At 70.4% G+C, this 18,268-nt stretch carries 19 protein-coding genes; 7 read left to right on the plus strand and 12 right to left on the minus strand.

Translation table 11 applies throughout. From position 1 onward, the window contains the following. Positions 1 to 40: 40 nt before the first annotated feature. Positions 41 to 3,307, minus strand: coding sequence for a tetratricopeptide repeat protein (locus tag LCN96_RS30690; RefSeq protein WP_225265898.1), 3,267 nt, complete (start codon positions 3,305 to 3,307; stop codon positions 41 to 43). Between the two features lie 722 nt (positions 3,308 to 4,029). On the opposite strand from LCN96_RS30690, the gene LCN96_RS30695 reads away from it, so the two are divergent. Both LCN96_RS30695 and LCN96_RS30700 read left to right on the plus strand, forming a co-directional pair. Beyond that, complete coding sequence (locus LCN96_RS30695) at positions 4,030 to 4,374, plus strand: MFS transporter (RefSeq protein ID WP_225265899.1); 345 nt, start codon at positions 4,030 to 4,032, stop codon at positions 4,372 to 4,374. Beyond that, a complete protein-coding gene (locus LCN96_RS30700; RefSeq protein WP_225265900.1) occupies positions 4,371 to 4,520 on the plus strand; it encodes a hypothetical protein in 150 nt (49 codons plus the stop codon). Before LCN96_RS30695 ends, LCN96_RS30700 begins: the two co-directional genes overlap by 4 nt. A 3-nt stretch (positions 4,521 to 4,523) precedes the next feature. Here the strand turns inward: LCN96_RS30700 and LCN96_RS30705 are convergent, their stop codons facing one another. The 6 genes from LCN96_RS30705 to LCN96_RS30725 all read right to left on the minus strand — a co-directional run bounded on the left by LCN96_RS30705 (position 4,524) and on the right by LCN96_RS30725 (position 10,027). After that, on the minus strand, positions 4,524 to 5,696 hold the full coding sequence (locus LCN96_RS30705; RefSeq protein ID WP_225265901.1) for an MFS transporter: 1,173 nt from the start codon (positions 5,694 to 5,696) through the stop codon (positions 4,524 to 4,526). A gap of 67 nt (positions 5,697 to 5,763) precedes the next feature. Beyond that, positions 5,764 to 7,080: a TfuA-like protein gene (locus LCN96_RS30710; protein WP_225265902.1), complete on the minus strand. Its 1,317-nt coding sequence runs from the start codon at positions 7,078 to 7,080 to the stop codon at positions 5,764 to 5,766. A gap of 1 nt (position 7,081) precedes the next feature. Next, positions 7,082 to 8,224: a YcaO-like family protein gene (locus tag LCN96_RS30715; protein ID WP_225265903.1), complete on the minus strand. Its 1,143-nt coding sequence runs from the start codon at positions 8,222 to 8,224 to the stop codon at positions 7,082 to 7,084. After that, on the minus strand, positions 8,221 to 9,294 hold the full coding sequence (locus tag LCN96_RS30720) for a SagB/ThcOx family dehydrogenase (RefSeq protein ID WP_225265904.1): 1,074 nt from the start codon (positions 9,292 to 9,294) through the stop codon (positions 8,221 to 8,223). Before LCN96_RS30720 ends, LCN96_RS30715 begins: the two co-directional genes overlap by 4 nt. Before the next feature lie 63 nt (positions 9,295 to 9,357). Next, positions 9,358 to 9,486 carry a hypothetical protein gene (locus LCN96_RS56765; RefSeq protein WP_263657341.1) on the minus strand — a complete coding sequence of 43 codons (129 nt, stop codon included), beginning with the start codon at positions 9,484 to 9,486 and terminating at the stop codon, positions 9,358 to 9,360. 133 nt (positions 9,487 to 9,619) lie between these two features. Continuing rightward, complete coding sequence (locus LCN96_RS30725) at positions 9,620 to 10,027, minus strand: ATP-binding protein (RefSeq protein WP_225265905.1); 408 nt, start codon at positions 10,025 to 10,027, stop codon at positions 9,620 to 9,622. A 218-nt stretch (positions 10,028 to 10,245) separates the two neighbouring features. Between LCN96_RS30725 and LCN96_RS30730 the strand changes: the two genes are divergently transcribed. Continuing rightward, positions 10,246 to 11,319 (plus strand): helix-turn-helix transcriptional regulator, encoded by a 1,074-nt coding sequence (locus tag LCN96_RS30730; protein ID WP_225265906.1) that lies wholly within the window; start codon positions 10,246 to 10,248, stop codon positions 11,317 to 11,319. Between the two features lie 107 nt (positions 11,320 to 11,426). Here the strand turns inward: LCN96_RS30730 and LCN96_RS30735 are convergent, their stop codons facing one another. Continuing rightward, complete coding sequence (locus tag LCN96_RS30735; RefSeq protein WP_225265907.1) at positions 11,427 to 11,798, minus strand: hypothetical protein; 372 nt, start codon at positions 11,796 to 11,798, stop codon at positions 11,427 to 11,429. A gap of 331 nt (positions 11,799 to 12,129) precedes the next feature. Between LCN96_RS30735 and LCN96_RS30740 the strand changes: the two genes are divergently transcribed. The 3 genes from LCN96_RS30740 to LCN96_RS30750 are packed head-to-tail and all read left to right on the plus strand — an operon-like array spanning position 12,130 to position 14,098. Beyond that, positions 12,130 to 12,810 carry a CBS domain-containing protein gene (locus LCN96_RS30740; RefSeq protein WP_225265908.1) on the plus strand — a complete coding sequence of 227 codons (681 nt, stop codon included), beginning with the start codon at positions 12,130 to 12,132 and terminating at the stop codon, positions 12,808 to 12,810. 2 nt (positions 12,811 to 12,812) lie between these two features. After that, the gene (locus LCN96_RS30745; protein ID WP_225265909.1) at positions 12,813 to 13,418 is read left to right on the plus strand and encodes a CBS domain-containing protein; all 606 of its coding nucleotides are present in this window, start codon (positions 12,813 to 12,815) and stop codon (positions 13,416 to 13,418) included. Continuing rightward, positions 13,415 to 14,098 (plus strand): CBS domain-containing protein, encoded by a 684-nt coding sequence (locus LCN96_RS30750; RefSeq protein WP_225265910.1) that lies wholly within the window; start codon positions 13,415 to 13,417, stop codon positions 14,096 to 14,098. Before LCN96_RS30745 ends, LCN96_RS30750 begins: the two co-directional genes overlap by 4 nt. 153 nt (positions 14,099 to 14,251) lie before the next feature. Here LCN96_RS30750 and LCN96_RS30755 read toward each other — a convergent pair whose 3' ends face one another. The 4 genes from LCN96_RS30755 to LCN96_RS30770 all read right to left on the minus strand — a co-directional run bounded on the left by LCN96_RS30755 (position 14,252) and on the right by LCN96_RS30770 (position 17,367). Continuing rightward, complete coding sequence (locus tag LCN96_RS30755; protein WP_225265911.1) at positions 14,252 to 15,082, minus strand: universal stress protein; 831 nt, start codon at positions 15,080 to 15,082, stop codon at positions 14,252 to 14,254. A 159-nt stretch (positions 15,083 to 15,241) separates the two neighbouring features. Then, positions 15,242 to 15,751 (minus strand): nitroreductase/quinone reductase family protein, encoded by a 510-nt coding sequence (locus tag LCN96_RS30760; RefSeq protein ID WP_225265912.1) that lies wholly within the window; start codon positions 15,749 to 15,751, stop codon positions 15,242 to 15,244. 12 nt (positions 15,752 to 15,763) lie between these two features. Next, complete coding sequence (locus LCN96_RS30765; RefSeq protein ID WP_225265913.1) at positions 15,764 to 16,663, minus strand: sigma-70 family RNA polymerase sigma factor; 900 nt, start codon at positions 16,661 to 16,663, stop codon at positions 15,764 to 15,766. A 47-nt stretch (positions 16,664 to 16,710) separates the two neighbouring features. After that, positions 16,711 to 17,367 (minus strand): CBS domain-containing protein, encoded by a 657-nt coding sequence (locus tag LCN96_RS30770; protein ID WP_225265914.1) that lies wholly within the window; start codon positions 17,365 to 17,367, stop codon positions 16,711 to 16,713. Positions 17,368 to 17,605: 238 nt separating this feature from the next. Here LCN96_RS30770 and LCN96_RS30775 point away from each other — a divergent pair, with 238 nt between their 5' ends. Then, positions 17,606 to 18,262, plus strand: coding sequence for a helix-turn-helix domain-containing protein (locus LCN96_RS30775; RefSeq protein ID WP_225265915.1), 657 nt, complete (start codon positions 17,606 to 17,608; stop codon positions 18,260 to 18,262). The last annotated feature ends 6 nt before the right edge of the window (positions 18,263 to 18,268 follow it).

The following is an 18,268-nucleotide window of genomic DNA, read 5'->3' on the forward strand; positions in this document are numbered from 1 at the left end:
TGCCCCGCCGGCTTCCGGAAGGCGGTTCTCTCGGTCACGGCTATCCTGGGAATCCTCGTTGTTCCTGCCAGGCACGGATCGAATACCCCGTCAGGGACTCGAAAGCTGCGCCGACTTCTGCGGTATTCGCCTGATACGCCTTTCTGAAGACGGTGGCCACGAACCTGCGAATGTGCGTCGCGTGCTCTGGGAAGTCCCGGCTCAGGATCAATCCCTCAAGGAGAGATCTGACGGCTTGGTCATGTCGACCTGCCAGGCTCAGGACAGATCCTTGAACGCCGAGGCTCTGTACGTAGTCCGGCAGGTAAGTGTCGCTGTCGTCGGCGGCAAGTTGTCGGAACAGTTGTACATTGTGCTCGGAGGTACGAATCGCCTCGTCCCACCGGCTTACTTCCGCCAAACGGGAGGCGTGGTTGCCCAACGACGCCGCCAGATCAGGCAAGTAGAGGTGCTGATCTCGATTGACCAGCTCAAGGCGGAGCTCGACGGCTTGCTCGGAAACGGAGACCGCCTCCTCGTATCGGCCGAGTTCCGCGAGTAGCGCCGCATGATTGTGTGACGCTGTCGCCAGCTTGGGCAGGTACGCGTTGCGGTCGCCGGTGGCGAGCCGGCCCTGCAGTTCGACGGCTTCTTCGGAAACGGGGAACGCCTCGTACTGTCGGCCGAGTTCTGCCAGTAGCGCCGCATGATTGCTCAGCGAGGTGGCCAGATCGGGCACATACGCGTCGCGGTTGTGTTCGGCGAGTTCTCGCCTCAGTTCGACGGCTCGCTCGGAAGGGGAAACCGCCTCGGCCTGTCGGCCGGCTTCCGTCAGCAGCGCCGCGTGATTGTTCAACGAGATGGCCAGATCGGGTAAGAATGCCTCGCGGTTGTGTTCGGCGAGTTCTTCGTACAGCTGTAGTGCCTGCTCGGATGTGTGTACCGCATCGACCGGCCGCATCGTCTCTGCCAAGCACATGGCGTGAGTTGTGAGCGCTGCCGCCAACTTGGGCGCGTAGGCGTCGCGGTTGAGTGCGGCGAGTTCGTCGTACAACTCAACCGCGCGCTCGGAAGCCTGCCCCGCCTCGGCGCGCCGCCCCACGCCTGCCAACCCGGTGGCGTAATTAGTGAGCGCCATGGCGAAATATGGCAGGTGCGCTGCTCGGTTGAACGAGACGCACTCCTCGTACAACCGGACCGCCTGCTCGCTGACAGGAACCACGTCGTTCAGCCTGCCCTTCTCTGTCAACAGGACGGCGTAGTGGGTCAGCGATCTGGCGAAGTCCGGCAGATAGGCGGCTCGGTTGCTTTCCACGAGCGTGTCGTACAGTCTGACCACCCGCCCGCAGAGATCTACCGCATCGTCCCGGTGCCCTGCTTCGAGCAACCGCAGAGCATGATTGCCCAACGACGCCGCCAGATCGGGCAGATGGCGGTGCCCATCCCGCTTGGCCAGCTCAAAGCGCAACTCGACGGCTCGCGCGGAACATGACATCGCTTCGGACCGACGCCCTGCTTCCGCCAACAGGACCGCATGGTTGTGCGTCGATGCCGCCAGGTCCCGAAGGTAGACGTCGTGGTCCCCTTCGTACAGTTCGCTGTACAGCTCCAGGACTTGTTCGGAGACGCGCAACGCATGATCGCGCCCTCCGAACCCCGCCAGCAGGCTCGCTTGGTTGGCGAGCGAGGCCGCCAGCTCGGGCAGGTAGGTGCGCCGGTCACGTTCGGCGAGCGAAAGCCAGAGATCGACAGCGTGGAGACCTTCGACGACAGCGCGCGAGTGCAGCCCCGCGTGAGACAACCGAATGGCCAGAACGTCGTAGATCTGCGCACGACGGGCGGGATCTTCGACGACGGCCAGCCGGTTCTCGGCCAGCCGGGAGACCACTGCGGCCGCCGCGACGTCCAGTTCGACATGACGGTGCTTCGGCAGTACCGATTCGACGGCTTCCAACACCTCCAGATCAGCGGGTTCCAGGCCGGCCAACATGGTAAGGGCGGCGCCCCCTGCCTCCAGAGCCAGTTGGGGGGCATGCTTCAGAAGTGGATATAGGACCCTGTCCGCCACATGCTGCCAGCGATCCGCGGTCTCGATCAGTGTGGTCAGGACATGACGGGTCCATGGGGGTGCGACGGGGTCCGATCGTTGCCCCCGCTCCTCGACAGCCGACGGAGCCAGCAACCGGGCGGGAACCGCCGGCACCCACGGATCGGCCGGGAAGTCGTGAGCATGGCCGGGCGTGGACAAGGCGATGAAGTCCTCACCCAGGCGGTCGGGGTACAAGGGCTCCAGTACCGTACCGACGGTGACGGTGGGCGGATAGCACAACGCGTGGTCCTTGACGAGCTGCCCGGCAGCCTGCGAGGATTCGATCTTGGCGCGTTCCAATGCGAACGTACCATCGCCGTGATCGAGCCGACCAGTGAGTGTGGCGGTGTAGACGACCTGCCCCATCGCATCCGGCGAGGTCGCCAGCGGCTTCTCTTTCTGTGGGGACGCCATCGCCTCCCAGTGATCCCGCTCACGCGCCAGCAAGAACTCCGACACCTGCACAGGATCGCCGGGCGGATCCTGACCGAGGGTAGAAGCCAGCACCACGGCCAGGGCAGCCATGTGCACGGTCAGCACCAGCCGATAGGCCTCATGCCGTTCCAGGGCGGGCGGCGGTTCTATCGAGTCTGCGCCGGGCACCCGCAGCAACTCGGCGAACCGATCGCGGGCCGCGGTGAACAGTCCGCCACGATCGATACCCGCTTCCCCCTCCAAGGGCTCCAGCTCCCGCAGGCTGGGATCCAGGCGCAGATCTCGTTGCATGCGCTCCTTCAGGCTGCTCCACCACGTGCCGGACGGACGAGCCAGCAACAGCACCCGCACGGGCAGCCGCCTGGGCAGAATCGTGTCCCTCAGGAGCTTGAGCAAGTCGGCGGTGTCCCACCGTTCGGCATAGTCCACCAGCACCAGGACCCCGGCAGCCCTGTCCAGGTCGGGAACCTCGAAGACGTCCGGCGTGGAACGGTCGCGCTTGTGGTGGGCGGCCAGCACTGCCCACCCGTCCCGCTGCCACTCGCCTGCCACGTGTCCGGCCAGCCGGGTCTTTCCCTGCCCGCCAGCCCCGTGGATCAGCTTGACCGTCGCGTTCTGCGGGGCGCCGGCATCTCGCCAGTCCTTCAGCTCGGCCATCACGGCTTGCCGCCCGGTGAAGTCGATCACGGCATTCGCCGCACGCAGCAGCTCACTGGGGCGGGCACGCCCCTCACCCGCCGTCGGCGGCACGGGTGCGGGCAGCAGCGCCCACCGATAGGGCTCCCCGCCCTCGTACACGATCATGTCACCGGCGGCCTGGTAGATCTGAGCCAGCCCTGTGGCGTGTGCATGTTGGCTCACTTCCGTGCCGCCCCGTCACTGGTCGACGTCGGGACCAGTCTGGTTCAGGTGATCATCCCGCTGGCCACTACCTCATTGCCGTACATGGTGAGCCTCACCGCCAGTGCTGTCACGTGTCTCGCCGGTGACTGTCTGCATCGACCGGTGCATCATCGACAACCTGGACATGCCTGAGGTCCGCGTGAGCCGGATACGCCCGTCACCGCGTCAGGGCCTCTAGGTCGAGGTTGTGGAAGGCGTTCTCAACGACGCGGGCCGCGAGGCGCTGGGCGGCGGTGAGGTCGCCGCCGCGGTCGATGGTGCGCTCGCAGACCTGGAGGGCGACGCCGACGCGGGCGGCGACGAGGGAGTCGGCGACGAGGGCATCGGCGACGGGGCCGAGGCCGGGCTCGGCGGCACGCTGCTCGGCTCCGTCGCCGCGGGCACCCTCTTCGGCACCATGAGCCTGGACGCCTACTACTCCTTCGCCCTGGCCCGGGCCGTCACCGGCCTGCTGGTCGCCCGCGACCGCTCCTCCCTCGGGCTGCGACTGCCCGGCGCGAACTGGCGGGGCCTGTTCAAGTCGTACGTCCTTTCGCTGCGCGTCGGCCGACTTCCGCCGGGTCTGGGTCGCGTCGGTGACGATGATGTTCAGCTACGGCGCCTCCAACGTCTTCAGCCTCTAGATGATGCAGAGCTACATCCAGCCCGCCCTCAGCACCGCCGAGGCCACCCGGCTCATCCCGGCCATGTCCCTGGCCGTCCTGCCGGGGATCCTCATCGCGATGCTCGTCACCGGCAGGCTGTCCGACCGCATCGGCCGCCGCAAGCCCTCCGTGATCGGCGCCTCGGCGCTGTTCGCCGTTCCCATGCTGGTGCCGCTGCTGTGGCCGACGCTGACGTCGTCGTTCGTCCAGAACGTCATCGCGGGCCTGGCCGCCGGCTGCTACCTGGCCGTGGACCGGGCCCTGCTCATCGACATGCTGCCGACAAGCGGGCCGCGGGCCGTGACCTCGGCCTCGGCAGCATGAGTTTCAGCTTCGGCCAGGCGATCGGCCCCGTCGCCGCCGGCCGGCTGGTCGCCCTGACCGGCGGCTACGGCGTGGTCTGGGTGCTCTCGCCGGTGGCCGTGCTCACGGCCGGGGTGGCCGTCATGCGCGCCAGGACGATCAGGTGAGCTTCACCCGACCGGCTGGAACGCGAACCTGCGCCCCACGACCGGCACCATAGCCGCCAGCAGGCACGTCGCCGCGGCGAGGGTGAGCCAGCCGAGCAGGCCGCCGGCCGAGACGACCAGGCCGAGCAGCGCCGGGGCGGCGGCCGAGGCGAGCCCGTGCATCGTGCCGAAGGCCGCGCTGTACTGTCCCTGCATCTCCCCGGGAACCACCCTGAACTGCAGGTCCATCGCGCCGGCCGCGAGCACGACCTCGCCGAGCGAGTAGATGACGGCGAAGACGAGCACGAGGACGGCCGCGGCGCCGAGGGGAGCGTGGGCCATCCAGGCGAAGACGAGGTAGGACGCCCCGATGGTCACCCCTCCCAGCAGGAACGACAGGACGGCGCCGCGCCCGGAGCCGACCCGGTTGTTGGCGTGGATCTGCAGCACCACGCCCAGCACCGTGTTGACGACCAGGGCGATCCCGGCCAGCCAGGTCAGGCTCGGCTGGGTGAGCGCCAGCCAGAGCGGCACGGCGAACGGCAGGACGTGGTGGTGCACCGAGATCAGCGCGGAGATGACCGCGAACAGCATGAACCGCAGATCGCGGTAGACGTGGAACAGCCCGGCCGGCCGCGGGGCGCCGGTCGCGGGCCGGCCGGGCACCTCCAGGCGCCCGGCCAGCACCGCGCACCACAGGAAGGTGACGAGATTGATCGCGATGGCGAACAGGTAGGCCCCTGGCGTGCGCACCGCGAGCACCCCCGCCCCGGCCAGGCCCCCGAGGGCGAGGCCGGCGGTCAGGAAGGTCCGCAGCGTCGCGCGCGCCATCACGGCGTCGGCGCCGGCCGCGCGGCGGATGAGCGCCACGTTCGAGGACATGCACAGCCCCTGCCCCGCGCCGGTGAGCAGGCCCGCGACGACGAACACGGCGACCTCGCCGGCGGCGAGCATCGCCGTCATGCCGGCCAGGGACACGACGAGACCGGCCTGGAACACCGGGCGCGGCCCTCTGGTGTCGGCCAGGCGACCGCCGACGAGGTCTGCCGCCATGGCCAGCATCATCGCCGCGAACAGCACCGCCGACACCAGGGCCAGGGAATGGCCGAGCACGGAGGTGAAGTACAACACGCTGACCGTGGCGTACAGGCCGTTCCCGACGGCGTTCACCCCTGTGATGAGAGCCAGCCGCGTCATGGCGAGGGAGCCGCGTACGGTCCGCCAGGCACGCGCATATGCCGAGATCAGGGATACCTCCGGGTCGTCAGGAAACGTCCAGCGAAAGTGCCACGGTTTCCGGGTTGTACTTCGCCAGCAGGTAATAGGGCCGCAGCGCCGCGAGCAGGACGTCGGCGCAAGAAAACCCTCGCATCCTAGCCGCCGTCTCCAGCTCGTCCGGGCGGACACCGTACAGGTCGCTCGCCAATTGCGCCAAGCGATCGTCAGGAATGCTCTCGACGGAGAATCCTGGTAGCCGTGACTGCGCGTTCAGGTTGATCGCGGTGGCGAGCCCGTGCACCTCGCGCGCCCGCGCCGCCAGCCCGGCGGAGCGCAGCCGCCGGGCGGCCTCGGCGTCCGGGGTGACGTCGGGCAGCATGCGGTATGCCCTGGTCACCGCCTTCCTGAGGAGCGTGAGGGGCGGCTCGCCGGCGTGCTCCCGCTCGGTCAGCCACGGGCGCAGGCGCGGCGGGAGCGCGGTGTCGTCCGGCACGAGATAGCCCTCATGATGGGCGTGGTTGAGAATCGCGTCGGGAAAAGGCGCGGAGGCGGCCGGCCCGCAGCGGGACGCGCATTCGGCGCGAATGGCGTCCTGGACGAGACGGGCGTGCAGTTCTTCGTAACCGCGGCCGAACAACTGGTAGATCCGGAGCGTGTGGCCGCCTGTTTCGTGGCCCAGCCGCCAGGCGTGCAGATAAATGGTGTCCGGCACGTCGCGCAGCTCCGGGAAGACCTGCGGATGCCGCGTCAGCTCCTCGATCAGGCGGATGGCGTCGTCCTGTTTCGCGTCGATCCACGCGGATTCGAGGCAGGCGCGCAATGCCGCGCCGCGCGGTCTTCCGCCGAGGCGTTCGAGGGTGCGGTCCGTGTAATGCAGGGCCCGCATCTCCCGGATGAGCCCCTCGGCCTCCCGCGGTGACATGCGTTCCAGCCCGACCAGGCGTTCGAGGGTGTATCTCAGGGACACCAGCGGGAAGGTCAGGCTGCGGAACCCGTGCTCGCGGTCGGTGTGCACCACCGCCACCTCGTCGTCGGCGGTCAGCCGGCCGGAGGCGAAGTCGGCGAAGATGCGCCCGACGCCGCGCATGCCGAACGGGGCCAGCTCGGCGGCCCTGAGCGCACCCATGCTGGCCGCGCCGAGCACGGTGGCCCCGCGCTGGAGCGCGTGCAGGATCTCCTTGTGCTGGACCGACCTGACCTGGTGGAACAGCCCGTCGATGATGCCGATGACGTCGCCGGGCCCCGGTTCGAGTGCCAGCAGGTCGCCCGCCTTGACGGGCGGGAGGACCCGGATGTCGTCCGCGCCGCCGAAGTAGCGACGGGGGTCGGGCAGGCTCGGGCCGACGAAGAGGAACCGCCGCATCCTAGTGCTCCCTGCGCGTCGTGCCGGGGACGACGACGTGCACCACCGGAATGCCGACGTCGGGGCGCGTGTGGTCGACGTAGAGCGGCTCCGCCCGCGTCCGCGTGCGCAGGCGGCTCGCGACGACGGCGATGTCGTCGCGGATCGAGGCGCCGCTGTGGTCGCGGCGCCGGTAGGGGGTCTTCGCGGCCGCCGCCCAGCTTCTGGCTCTCGCCTCGATCCCGGCGTGCGAGATCCGCTCGGAGGTGTAGAGGGAGGCGGGCAGGTCGTCCCTGGCGCCGGCGATCGCGGTGAGACGGGACTGCGCCGCCTCGGTGAGCGCCCGGCTCAGGGCGACGTCGCCGTCCACGTGGCAGCCGGAGCCGCGGAAGACGACGGGGAAGTCGTGGCTCAGGATCAGCACCTTGAAGCAGGGCAGGTCGTACGGGTTGCCGAGGTCCTCGATGCGCAGGCTGACGCCGGCGTCGTGGAAGCGTTTGACCAGCTCCCCTGGATACCCTCCGACGGAGCCGGGCAGGATCGGCACCCGTTCGCCGTCCGAGGCCAGCACGTCGCGCTCCGCCACCTCCAGCAGGCCGTGCAGCAACGCCTCGTCGAGGGTGTTGCCGCCGGCCAGCCCGTTCGTGGACGGGCGGAAGAGGGGCACCGTCCAGCGGTCGCGCACGGTGCCGTCGAGCCGGACGGCCTCGTACGGCACCCATCGGGGCCGGTCGTCGTCGCGGGGATCCGGCAGGACCGGCTTGGCGGGAGCCCAGTCGAGGCGGGTCCGCGCGGTCAGCAGGCTGCCGTACGCGAGAGGAAGCCGCCGGGGGTCGTAGCGGAGCTGCGGTCCGAGGCCGGCGGCGGTGTCGCGGCGCACGCGCGGCTCGGCGATCTCCGCGTGCCACAGTTCGATCGACTCCATCACCGCGGAGACCTTGGCCAGGGCGTCGGTGAGGCCCTTTCCCTGCGACACGGACAGGGTCCTGGACATCGGCCTGCAGGCCTGCCACACCGGGATGCCGATGTGGTCGAGACCGGTGATGTCGGCGATGCGGGTGATGCCGATGCGTGCCAGGTGCGGTGCGAGCCGGCGCAGCGTCTCCTCCGGCGTGACGGTCCGGTGTGTGCCGGCTCGCACCGCCTTGGGGCCGCCGTCGCTCATGCGCGGTCCGCGCAGGGGCCGGTGCCGATCACGGCGCAGCCCATGACCAGCTCGGTGGCGGTGTCCAGGCGCAGGAGCTGGGAGAGGGTCTCGTCGCGCAGCGCCGCGGTGAACGTGCAGGCAAGGCCCATCGCCGCCGTGAGGAGGTAGACGGTCTGGCTCAGGTGCCCCACGTCGTAGTGCAGGATGCGGTAGGAGCGGGAGATCTTGTACTTCCATTTGTTCCTGGCGAACACGCTGGTGAAGAAGACGTACGCGGACGCGTCGCGGGTCCAGGACTGATCACCGCACACCCGTACCAGCAGGTCGTCGGCGAGCGGGGCGGTCAGGCGGTCGAGCAGCCGGTTCCTGGCGTCGTAGTGGTAGAGCCCCGCAGGGACGCCGGCCACCCTGCGCGCGTAGACGTAGAGCTCGGTGGGGTGCCTGCCGCCGCCGGACGGGCTGGTCTTGAGCGTCGTCTGGCTGAGCGCGCTGCTCCTGATCGGGGACGCCGTGATCGACAGGAGGGCGGCGAGCTGGTCGCGCGGGATGTCGCCGCCGGAGTACGACCGCACGCTGCGCCGGGTGTAGAGCAGCGTCAGCAGGTCGCGCTCGACGAGCGTGCCGCCGGGCGGGGTGCTGCGCGCGAGCGGGATGCTGTCGAGCACGCTCTCGTGCTTCTTGAACGCCGGCGGCGGCGGGTCGGCCTCCAGCTTGCGCCGCAGTTGCTCGTCCTGCTCGGCCTCGGACAGGAACAGGTTCGAGTCGAGGAACTGGGTGGAGTAGTGGAACGCGCGGGCGATGGGCGACCAGGGGGCCCAGGCCGCGCTCATCCGCCTTTCCCGGGCGTCGCGGGCGGAGCCCACCTCGACGAGGATCCCGGCGCCGACGAGTGCGCGGATGACGCGTCCGGCATGCTCGCGGTCCTCGTGTCCGGCGAGCACCTCGGCTATTTCCCTCGGCCGTCTGAAGGCGGCGAGAAAGGTCTCCGTGCCGCTCGCGAGTGCGACCTGCCGATGACTCAGATAGTCGTCCCAGACGAGATATCCGTCGTCCAGGTAAAGAACGCCGCAGGATGAAGTCCGATACATCGCTTTCCCCGGTCGAGGAGTCGGGGCGGCGGGGGTCGCAGGCCGCCCCAACTGGCTTTTCGGCTACTGGAGTTCGATGCTCTTCCAGTTGGGACTGTAAGAGTCGAGGGACTTCTCCGTCTGCGCGTAGCCGTCGGCCCTGGCCTCGAAAGCGAGGTCCTCGTCGGCGGGGAACACGATCTGGTTGGGCATGAGGAAATCCTTCCCGCGAACATCTTGCTGACCTTTGTGAAGTTAGCAAGGGGCCGGAAGAACCGTCAATGCAATTAAAAGCGGGTCGAAATAGAGAGAAATATCGCCATATTGTCCGGCGGTGTTTGTGGTGTCAGCGCGAGAGGGTGTCGTCGGCGGCGGGCAGGCGCACCGACAACGTGAGCCGGGACTGACCCTGCGGGTGATCCAGGAGCACCTGGTCGCAGACGGCGTTGATGATGGATAAGCCGAACCCGCCGGGACGGTTGGGGTCCCGGACGTGGTTGAGGTGGTCGGCGGTCAGCTTGCCCGCCGGGTCGGTGATCCGGACGGTGATGGCGTGCCCGTCGTGGCGGGCGTGCAGCGTGCCGGTGCCCGCGCCGTGGTCGAGCACGTTGGTGGCCGCCTCGTTGACCGCCAGCAGCAGGTCGATGAGCCGGGTGCCGGTCAGGCCGGCGGTGGTGGCGTAGGCGTGCACCCGCCGGCGCAGGCCGGCCAGGTCGCCGTCGATCGGGCAGCGCAGTTCCGCAGTGCTGGCCATTGCCGCGAACCACCTACCCGTCAGTCATCGGAGAGGGGCAGAGGCGCCCGCTCCAACATGTCCGTGATGTGCAGTCTAAAACGTCCGCCGACCTTGGCGAACAGAGCGGGCGCGGCCCGGCGAACCACCAAGCACCGGACATGCAGCACTTACCGCGCACAATACGGCAAGAAATAAAGCCTTTGAATTTCCTCGTCCCGCGGATTCAGAATGCAGAAGTGGTAGGTACGCTTTCCGGATCGGCGCCCGACATCGAGCGCATGGCTCAGGAGCTGTGCGCCGCCGTGGAGTCCGCCGGTAGCCCCGTCGCGGCCGGAGCCGCCATCTCCCGGATGATCGCCCGCCAGGTCCCCCACGACGGGCTGCGCCTGGTCGGCCTGAACCCGGCGACCGGCCTCGGCCTGGGCACCTTCAGCTTCTGGCACGCCTACCAGCCCGCGCTCATCAGCGAGCTGGTGCTCAACAGATTCCTGGACGGCGATCCGTGCCCGCCCCCGCTGCTCGCCCGGCACAGCGAGCCGATCGTCGTGGTGGGAGCAGGCGGCTGCGGCAACCCCGGGATCCGGCGGCTGCTGGCCTCGCACGGCATGGGCGGCGAGCTCCGGCTGCTGATCAGGGACCGCCACGGCCCGTGGGGCATGCTGGGCCTGCTGCGCGCCACCGACCTCAGCCCCTTCGGCCCGCAGGACTGCCTGCGGATGCGCCGGCTCGTCCCCGCGCTGCTGGCGGCGCTGCGGCACTACGTCACGGCAGGGCCGCTGACCCCATCGGTGCCCGCGCTCCCGACCGGCGTCATCATGGTCGGCCCCGATCACACCGTCAGGTCGGTCTCGCCGCAGGCGCGCGCCTGGATGCGGCAGATGTGGCCGGGCCTGGGCAGCGGGGTGCCCGACTGGATCGCCGACGCCTTCTGGGTCGGCCTGTCCCTGCACGCGCGTACGCACGCCCGCGACGCCCGCGCCTGGGCGCCGCTGCTCTGCACGCCGACCGCCAACTTCGGGCGCTCGATCCTCATCCACGCCCAGCCGCTGGACGACCGCGGCGAGGGCGACGTCGCGATCCTCGTCCAGGCCGCCGCCGGCAGCCTGCTGCTGCCGTCGTTCTGCGACTGGTACGGCATCACCGCCCGCGAACGCCGCGTCCTGGAACACCTGCACGACGGGGCGGCCCCGAAACAGATCGCCCGAGCCTTGGACGTGTCCGCCTACACCGTCAACGACCACCTGAAATCGGTGTACGGCAAGACCCGCGCCCAGGGCAGGGACGAGCTGATCGCGGCCATCTCCGGCTGAGATCCCCGCGCTGGGGGGCCGTGCAGGTCTCGTCCGGGGCTGCACGGCCCGACTCGTCCGTCAATCCGCGTTCAGCGCGGCAGTGCCCGCGCCGGCGCGGCCGTCGGTCAGAAGACCGCCAGGTCGAAGCCGCCATCGGCCAGGTGCCCGGTGTTGGTGTCGTAGACGTTGACGGTGATCGTGTTCTGCCGCGAGCAGGTGGACGACGGGTTGCGGTAGGCGATGTGCGGGAGCCTGCGGGCGTGGCGCGGGGTGAGCAGGATCAGCGACCTCGACACCTTGATGTGGTGATCGACCTGCACGCAGTACTGCCCGACGCCGGCACGCCAGGACTTGTCGACGTTCTTCTCGCTGTTCAGCCTGCCGTTGGCGTCGATGATCGCCGCGGCGCGCAGGTACGAGGTCCCGCGGTCGGCGTGTGCCACGGGTGTGACGGCCACGACGAGCCCGGCGGCGGCCAGGGCCATTACGCCTGACACGGTACGACGAAGCATAGGGATTCCCCTTTCGGTTGTTGTTGGCTGAATGCCATGACCGAAAGTAAGTCCGCGTGGCCTGCGAAAACGCGAGCCACCCCGTGCGAATCGATCAAAAAACCTTGATCGATGGCACCCGAACCCATGACCATGTCCGCGGGGGAATGACGCCCCGCCGCAGCCCATCCGAAATGCCCCTTCGGCCGCCGTGCGGCGCCCTCGATCCAGGACGTCGCTCCCGCGCTGACCAACGACTGTCCCCGTTCGGGACCTTCGCCCCTGAACACCGCCGTGCTCCTGGGATGTGATGAAGACGACCGACAAGGAGGCCATCATGCGCATGACCGTCGCGGACGTCATGACGGACGAAGTCGTCGCCGTCGCCGCCGCCACCCCCTTCAAACAGATCGCCGAAACCCTCATCACCGGCGGCATCAGCGCCGTCCCCGTCACCGACGACGGCAACCACGTGCTCGGCATGGTGTCCGAAGCCGACCTGCTGCGCAAAGAGGAGTTTCGCGAGCAGTACTACCGCGAGGGCTACCGGCCGCCGCTGCGCGCCCGGCTGCGCCACCCCAAGGGCCGGCAGAAGGCCGACGGCGACACCGCCGCCGAGCTGATGACCAGCCCCGCCGTCACCATCACCGCCGCCGCCGCTGCCGTGGAGGCCGCCCGTCTCATGGACGAACGCGACGTCAAACGCCTCGCCGTCGTCGACTACGACGGCCGCCTGGTGGGCATCGTCAGCCGCCGCGACCTGGTCAAGCTGTTCCTGCGCCCCGACGAGGAGATCGCCGCCGAGATCCGCGACGACGTCCTGGACCGGAGCCTGTGGGTCGACACCGACGGTGTGCGGGTAGAGGTGCGCCAGGGCATCGTCACCCTGACCGGCTGGATGGAGCGCCGCACCGAGGCCGCGATCGCCGTGCGCATGGCGGGCCGGGTCAACGGTGTGGTGGATGTGATCGACAAGCTCACCTGGAAGAACGACGACTCGCGGTGGGAGGCGTACTAGTCATGCTCGTGCGCGAGGTCATGAGCAGCCCGGCCATCGTGGTGCGCCGTACCGACCCGGTGCGGCGCGCCATCCGGACGCTCTACGTCAACGACATCACCGCCGCGCCCGTCGTCGACGACTCCGGCCGGCTGGTCGGCGTGGTCAGCGAGCTGGATCTGCTGCGCGGGGAGTTCGAGCCGGACCCGCGCGCCACCGTCCGTCCCGTGCCGGCGGCGCACGAGCCGCCGCCCCGCCGGGTGATGGAGGTGATGACCCGCCAGGCCGTCACCGTCACCGAGACCACCGACGTCACCGCCGCCATCGATCTCATGGTCGGCAAGCGCGTCAAGAGCCTGCCCGTGCTGCACGGCGACCGGATCACCGGCATGGTCAGCCGCCGCGACCTGATGGCGATGCTGGCCCGTCCCGACGACGAGCTGCGCCAGGCGGTCGTGACCGCCCTGCGCGAGCAGTACCCGTTCGGCCCCAGCTGGGAGGTCACCGTGCGTGACGGTGTCGCCGAGCTGAGCGGCCCGCCCCACCCGCACGCCGACCACATCGCCGACGTGCTCGCCCGCACCGTGCCCGGCATCGTCCGGGTCAAGCACCTCAGGAGATCACCATGACCCGCACCGTCGAGAACGTGATGACCACCGACGTGGTCGCCGTCAACGCTGAAGCCTCCTTCCACACCGTCGCCGAACTGCTCATCGACAAGGGCGTCAGCGGCGTGCCCGTCCTGGACGACGACAACCGCGTGGTCGGCGTCGTGTCCGAGGCCGACCTGCTGGCCAAGGAGGAGTTCAAGGAGCGCTACTACGGCGACGACTACCGGCCGCCGCTGCGCGCCCGCATCCGGCACGCCACCGGCAGTGAGGGCAGCGGGTACCGCAAGTCCGTCGGTGAGAGCGCCGGCGCGCTGATGACCAGCCCCGCCCACGTCACCACCCCCGACACCTCCGTCGTGTCGGCCGCCCGTCTGATGGACCGCTACGGCGTCAAGCGCCTGCCCGTCGTGGACGCCGACGGCCGCCTGGTCGGGATCGTCAGCCGCCGCGATCTGATCAAGGTCTTCCTGCGGCCGGATCAGGAGATCGAGCAGGAGGTGCGCGAGGCGCTGCACGGCAAGGCCGACGTCGCCGTCACCGACGGGATCGTGTCCCTCAGCGGCACCTACACCGAGCGCAGCTCGGCCATCACCGCCGTCCGACTGGCCGAGAACATCGACGGGGTGGTGGCCGTGCACGACGAGCTCGCCTACAAGCACGACGACATCGCCGACCTGCCCATGTGGGGCGGCGCATGACGTTCCTGATCGGCCCGGCCGCACGAGACAGCGCCCACCTCCCCGTTGCCGGAGGTGGGCGCTGCTTTCTGCCGCCGCGTGAGGCGGGCGCGGCCTTCGGCGCCGCCGGGGCGAAGCGGCCCTGGTCGTGCGAGCGCGAGGTCGGAGGGCGCGTCAGCGCACCACGGCGACAGGGCACGGCGCGTGGTGCACCATGGCCTGACTGACGGAGCCGAGGAGCAGCCCGCGCGCCTCGCCCAGGCCACGCGCCCCGACCACCAGCAGGCACGCCTTGCGCGCCGCCTCCAGCAGCGCCCCCCGCGCGGGCTCGTCCACCACCTCCACCCCCGCCTCCAGCCCCGGAAAGGCACGCTGCCGGCTGACCAGATCGTTCCAGGCCGACCCCTGCGCCTGGACGCCCAGCTCGGCCACATCTCTCGCCCCGCCCCGCTCCCGCTGGGCGATCAGCACCTGCAGGCGAGTCTCCAGCAGGTACGCCTCAACCGCGGCGAACCCCAGCGCGCCCGTAGCCTCCGGCGAGCCGTCGAAACCCACCAGGACATCGCGGGCACCCCGCGCCACCGGGTCTCCGTGCATGACGATCACCGGGCAGCGAGCCCGGGAGGCGACGTGGCCGCTCACGGAGCCCACCGTCAGCCCCCGGCGCTCGCCGTGCTCCCGGCTGCCGACCACGATCAGCTCCGCGTCGGCGGACAGGTCGGTCAGCAGGGCGGACGGTGAGCCGCGGCCGATCAGTGTGTTGACCGGCACGCCGGGATGGTGCCGTCCGGCCCACGCCGCCGCGGCCTTGACCAGCCGCTGGGCGGGACGGCGGACGAGCTCGAGCGGCAGCACCTCGCCGGGCCGCTCGCGATGGGGCCGGTCCCAGGCGTGACACACGGTCAGCGGCACCCCTCTGCCGGCCGCTTCGGCACCGCCCCACCGCAGCGCCTCCCGCGCCGCGAGGGAGCCGTCGAAACCCACCACCACACCGAGATCGCTCATGTCCGTCGCCACCTCCGCCGCACACTCTCTCCCGCAGGAGTGGCGCCGTTCAGAGTCGTTCCTCCTCCAGCGGAGGGACTTCAGTCCTCCAGCAGGCCCAGCCGCCGTTGCGGCGAGCCGGGATGAAACGCGCCCCGCGGGTCCGAGCCGCACATCGGATCAAGCCGAAGCGGGCCCTTCCGTCCGGGCGGGGCCGGACGCGCCCCGCTCAGGGGCCGTGATGCGGAACACCGGAACCTGGGCGGCGATCCGCTCGAAGTCCGCCGGCGGCGCGTGCCGGTCCACCGGGATGTGCGGGCGCGCGCCCGGCGCCAATGCCAGGTAGCGGCGCAGGATGGGCGCGCGCCCGGCGGGCTGGACCTCGACCAGGCGCACGCTCCGGCGCCGGCCGTGCCGCAGCACCGCCCGGCCACCGGCCGCGCGCACGTTGAGCACCCAGTTGGTGCGCTGCCCCAGCATCGCCACCAGGTACCGCTGTCCCTGGTGGTCGGCCATCACCAGGGGGAAGGTGATGATCCGGCCCGTACGGCGGCCCCGCACCTCCAGCGTCACCAGGCGCGGCACCACTCCGCTGGAGTGCACCACGTTCCAGGCCCGGTTCATGACCCGGGCCACCCGATTCGGCCGGCCGCCGCGGTAGAGGCGGCGCAGCCAGCGCCCATGTCCCATGATCGTCCTCTCTCAGCTCGCCCACGCGCGCAGGCCGTACGACCTGCCCCGGCGGCGCAGCCCGGTGAGCGACTCCTGCTCCAGCCGGCGGACCCGCTGCGGGGTCAGCCCGAGTTTCTCGGCGACCTGCTGGGCCGTGTGCGGGGCGTGCCCGTCCAGGCCGAACCTGAGCCGCACGATCAGCGCCTGGCGCGGCTCGAGCCCGGCCACGAGGCGTCCGAGGAGCTTCTTCAGCGCCCGTTGCTCGATCAGGTGCTCGGTGGCGGGCGCCCGGTCCTCCTCGATCAGCTCGCCGAGGGTGTGGTGGTGCCGTTCCTCGCCCGCCTCGACGTCCAGGCTGGCGCAGGCGGCGGGCAGCCGCCGCAGGAAGGCCAGTCTCGCGGGTTTCTGCCCGGCCTCCTCGGCCAGCTCCCGCTCGGTCGGGACGCGTGCCAGCCGGTGCAGTGCCCGCGCTTCCGCTCGGGAGAGCTTGGCGAGCTCGTCCTGCACGGCGATGGGCAGCCGCACCATGGACGCGTGTTCCAGCCCCCGCTGGATCGCCTTGCGGATCCACCAGGTGGCGACCGTGGAGAACCGGTTGCCGCGGGTGTGGTCGAACCGCTCGACGGCCTCGATCAGCCCGAGGTTGCCGTCCTGGATCACGTCCGCCAGCGACAGGCCGCGGTGGGCGTAGCGCTTGGCGATGGACACGACCAGCCGCAGGTTCGCCTCGATCAGGTGCCGTCTGGCCGCCTGGCCGTCGGCGACGGTGTCCCGCAGCCCCGGCTCCGCGCCGCCCTGCCGGAGGCGCCGGGCGGCGCGGGTGCCCGCTTCCATCCGCTCGGCGAGCGCGACCTCCTCGGCGGCGGTCAGCAGCGGCGTGCGGCCGATGCGGGTCAGGTAGCCGTGCAACGGACCCGCTTCGGCGTTCATCGGGTCATCCTGGTCATGGCTCCTCCTCCGTGTCCACGGCGACGCTCCTACAGCAGCGGCGGGACGACGATGAGGTCGTCGTCCTCGGCGGTCACCTCGCTGACGACGTCCACCACCCCTTCGACCCGCCGCACGGCCTCGGCGAGCGCGATGGCCTGCGACCGCCACCGCACCCGCCCGCCGATCCGCACCACACCCGCCTCGACCTGCACCGTGAACGGGCCCGGCTCCGGCAGCACGGCACGCACCTCGGCCTCCAGTTCCTCGGCCGGGCGGGTGAACACGCGCAGCACGTCCCGCTGGTGCAGGGTGCCGACGACCCGGCCGGTGACCACGTCGATGACGGGGAGTTGCTTGATGTGCTGGGCGTGCATCAGCCGGGCCGCCTCGCGCACTTCGGTGCCCGGCGTGACCGTGATCGCCGGGGAGGTCATCAGCTCGGCCGCCGTGACCCCGGCCGCCTTCTCGTGCTCGCGCCGCTGCTTGCGCGACTCGAACAGCGACACGCTGTGCCGTACCGGATCGATCTCCTTCAGCAGCAGATCGTCCTCCGAGACCACCCCGATCGGACGGCGGTCGGCGTCCACGACGGCGACCGCGCCGACCGCGAACCGCTTCATCGCGGCCACGATCTCGGCGAACGACGCCTCCGCCCGCACCGCGATCGCCACCCGTCCCATGACGTCCTTGACTTCGATCGACATGACGTCCACCTCTCTTCCACCTCCCACGCTCCCGTACGGCGGCCCGCGCGGTCAGCGCCGAACGACCCCGATGATCAGGCCGAAGGTCCCGCGTCCCGGGGCGGCGGGCACCTCGCAGGGCCGGAGGTCGGGGGCGCGTGGGACGAAGGGCCCTGCACGTGCGGGGAGCCGATGGGTAGCGTCACCACATGACCGCCGCACGACGGCGGGCCCTGCGTCACTCTTGGAGGACACGCTCATGACCGGATACGGAGACTTCGGACGTCGCATCCACCACCTCCGCGATCGGCTCGGCCTCTCACTGGAGCAGGTCGCCGAGCGCGCCGACATGTCGGCCGGCTACATCCACTGGCTGGAGACCCATCTGGGCACCCCCGACAGGGGCACGGTGATCCGGCTGGCCAGGGCGCTGGAGACCACAGCGGAGGACCTGCTCGGAGGCGGCCGCGACCGTCCGCCCGGCCAGGGGGCCGCGATGGACGAGCCGGTCCTGGAGGTGCTGGAGCCCGAGGAGTGCCTGCGGCTGGTGGCGCCCGGCGGGATCGGCCGGGTGGCGTTCAACGGCTCGCACGGGCCGACGGTGCTGCCCGTCAACTACAGGCTGTACGAGGGTGCCGTCGTCTTCCGCACCGCTCGTGGCGGTCCCATGGACGCCGATCTGCGTACGGGTGCGGAAGGGGTGGACATCATGATCGCCTTCCAGGTGGACCGGATCGACGAGGCGCAGCGGGCGGGGTGGAGCGTGCTCATCCAGGGGGCCGCCCACCACGTGCCGGAGGACGAGGTGGCCAAGGTGTCCGGGGCCGGTGTCACGCCGTGGGCGGGCGGCGAGCGGCACCTGTACATCCGGATCGTCCCCCAGCAGGTCACCGGGCGCCGCATCCACGGCTTCTGAGCGCCC

Origin of the sequence: Nonomuraea gerenzanensis, assembly GCF_020215645.1 — a bacterium.
Classification (GTDB): Bacteria; Actinomycetota; Actinomycetes; order Streptosporangiales; family Streptosporangiaceae; genus Nonomuraea; species Nonomuraea gerenzanensis.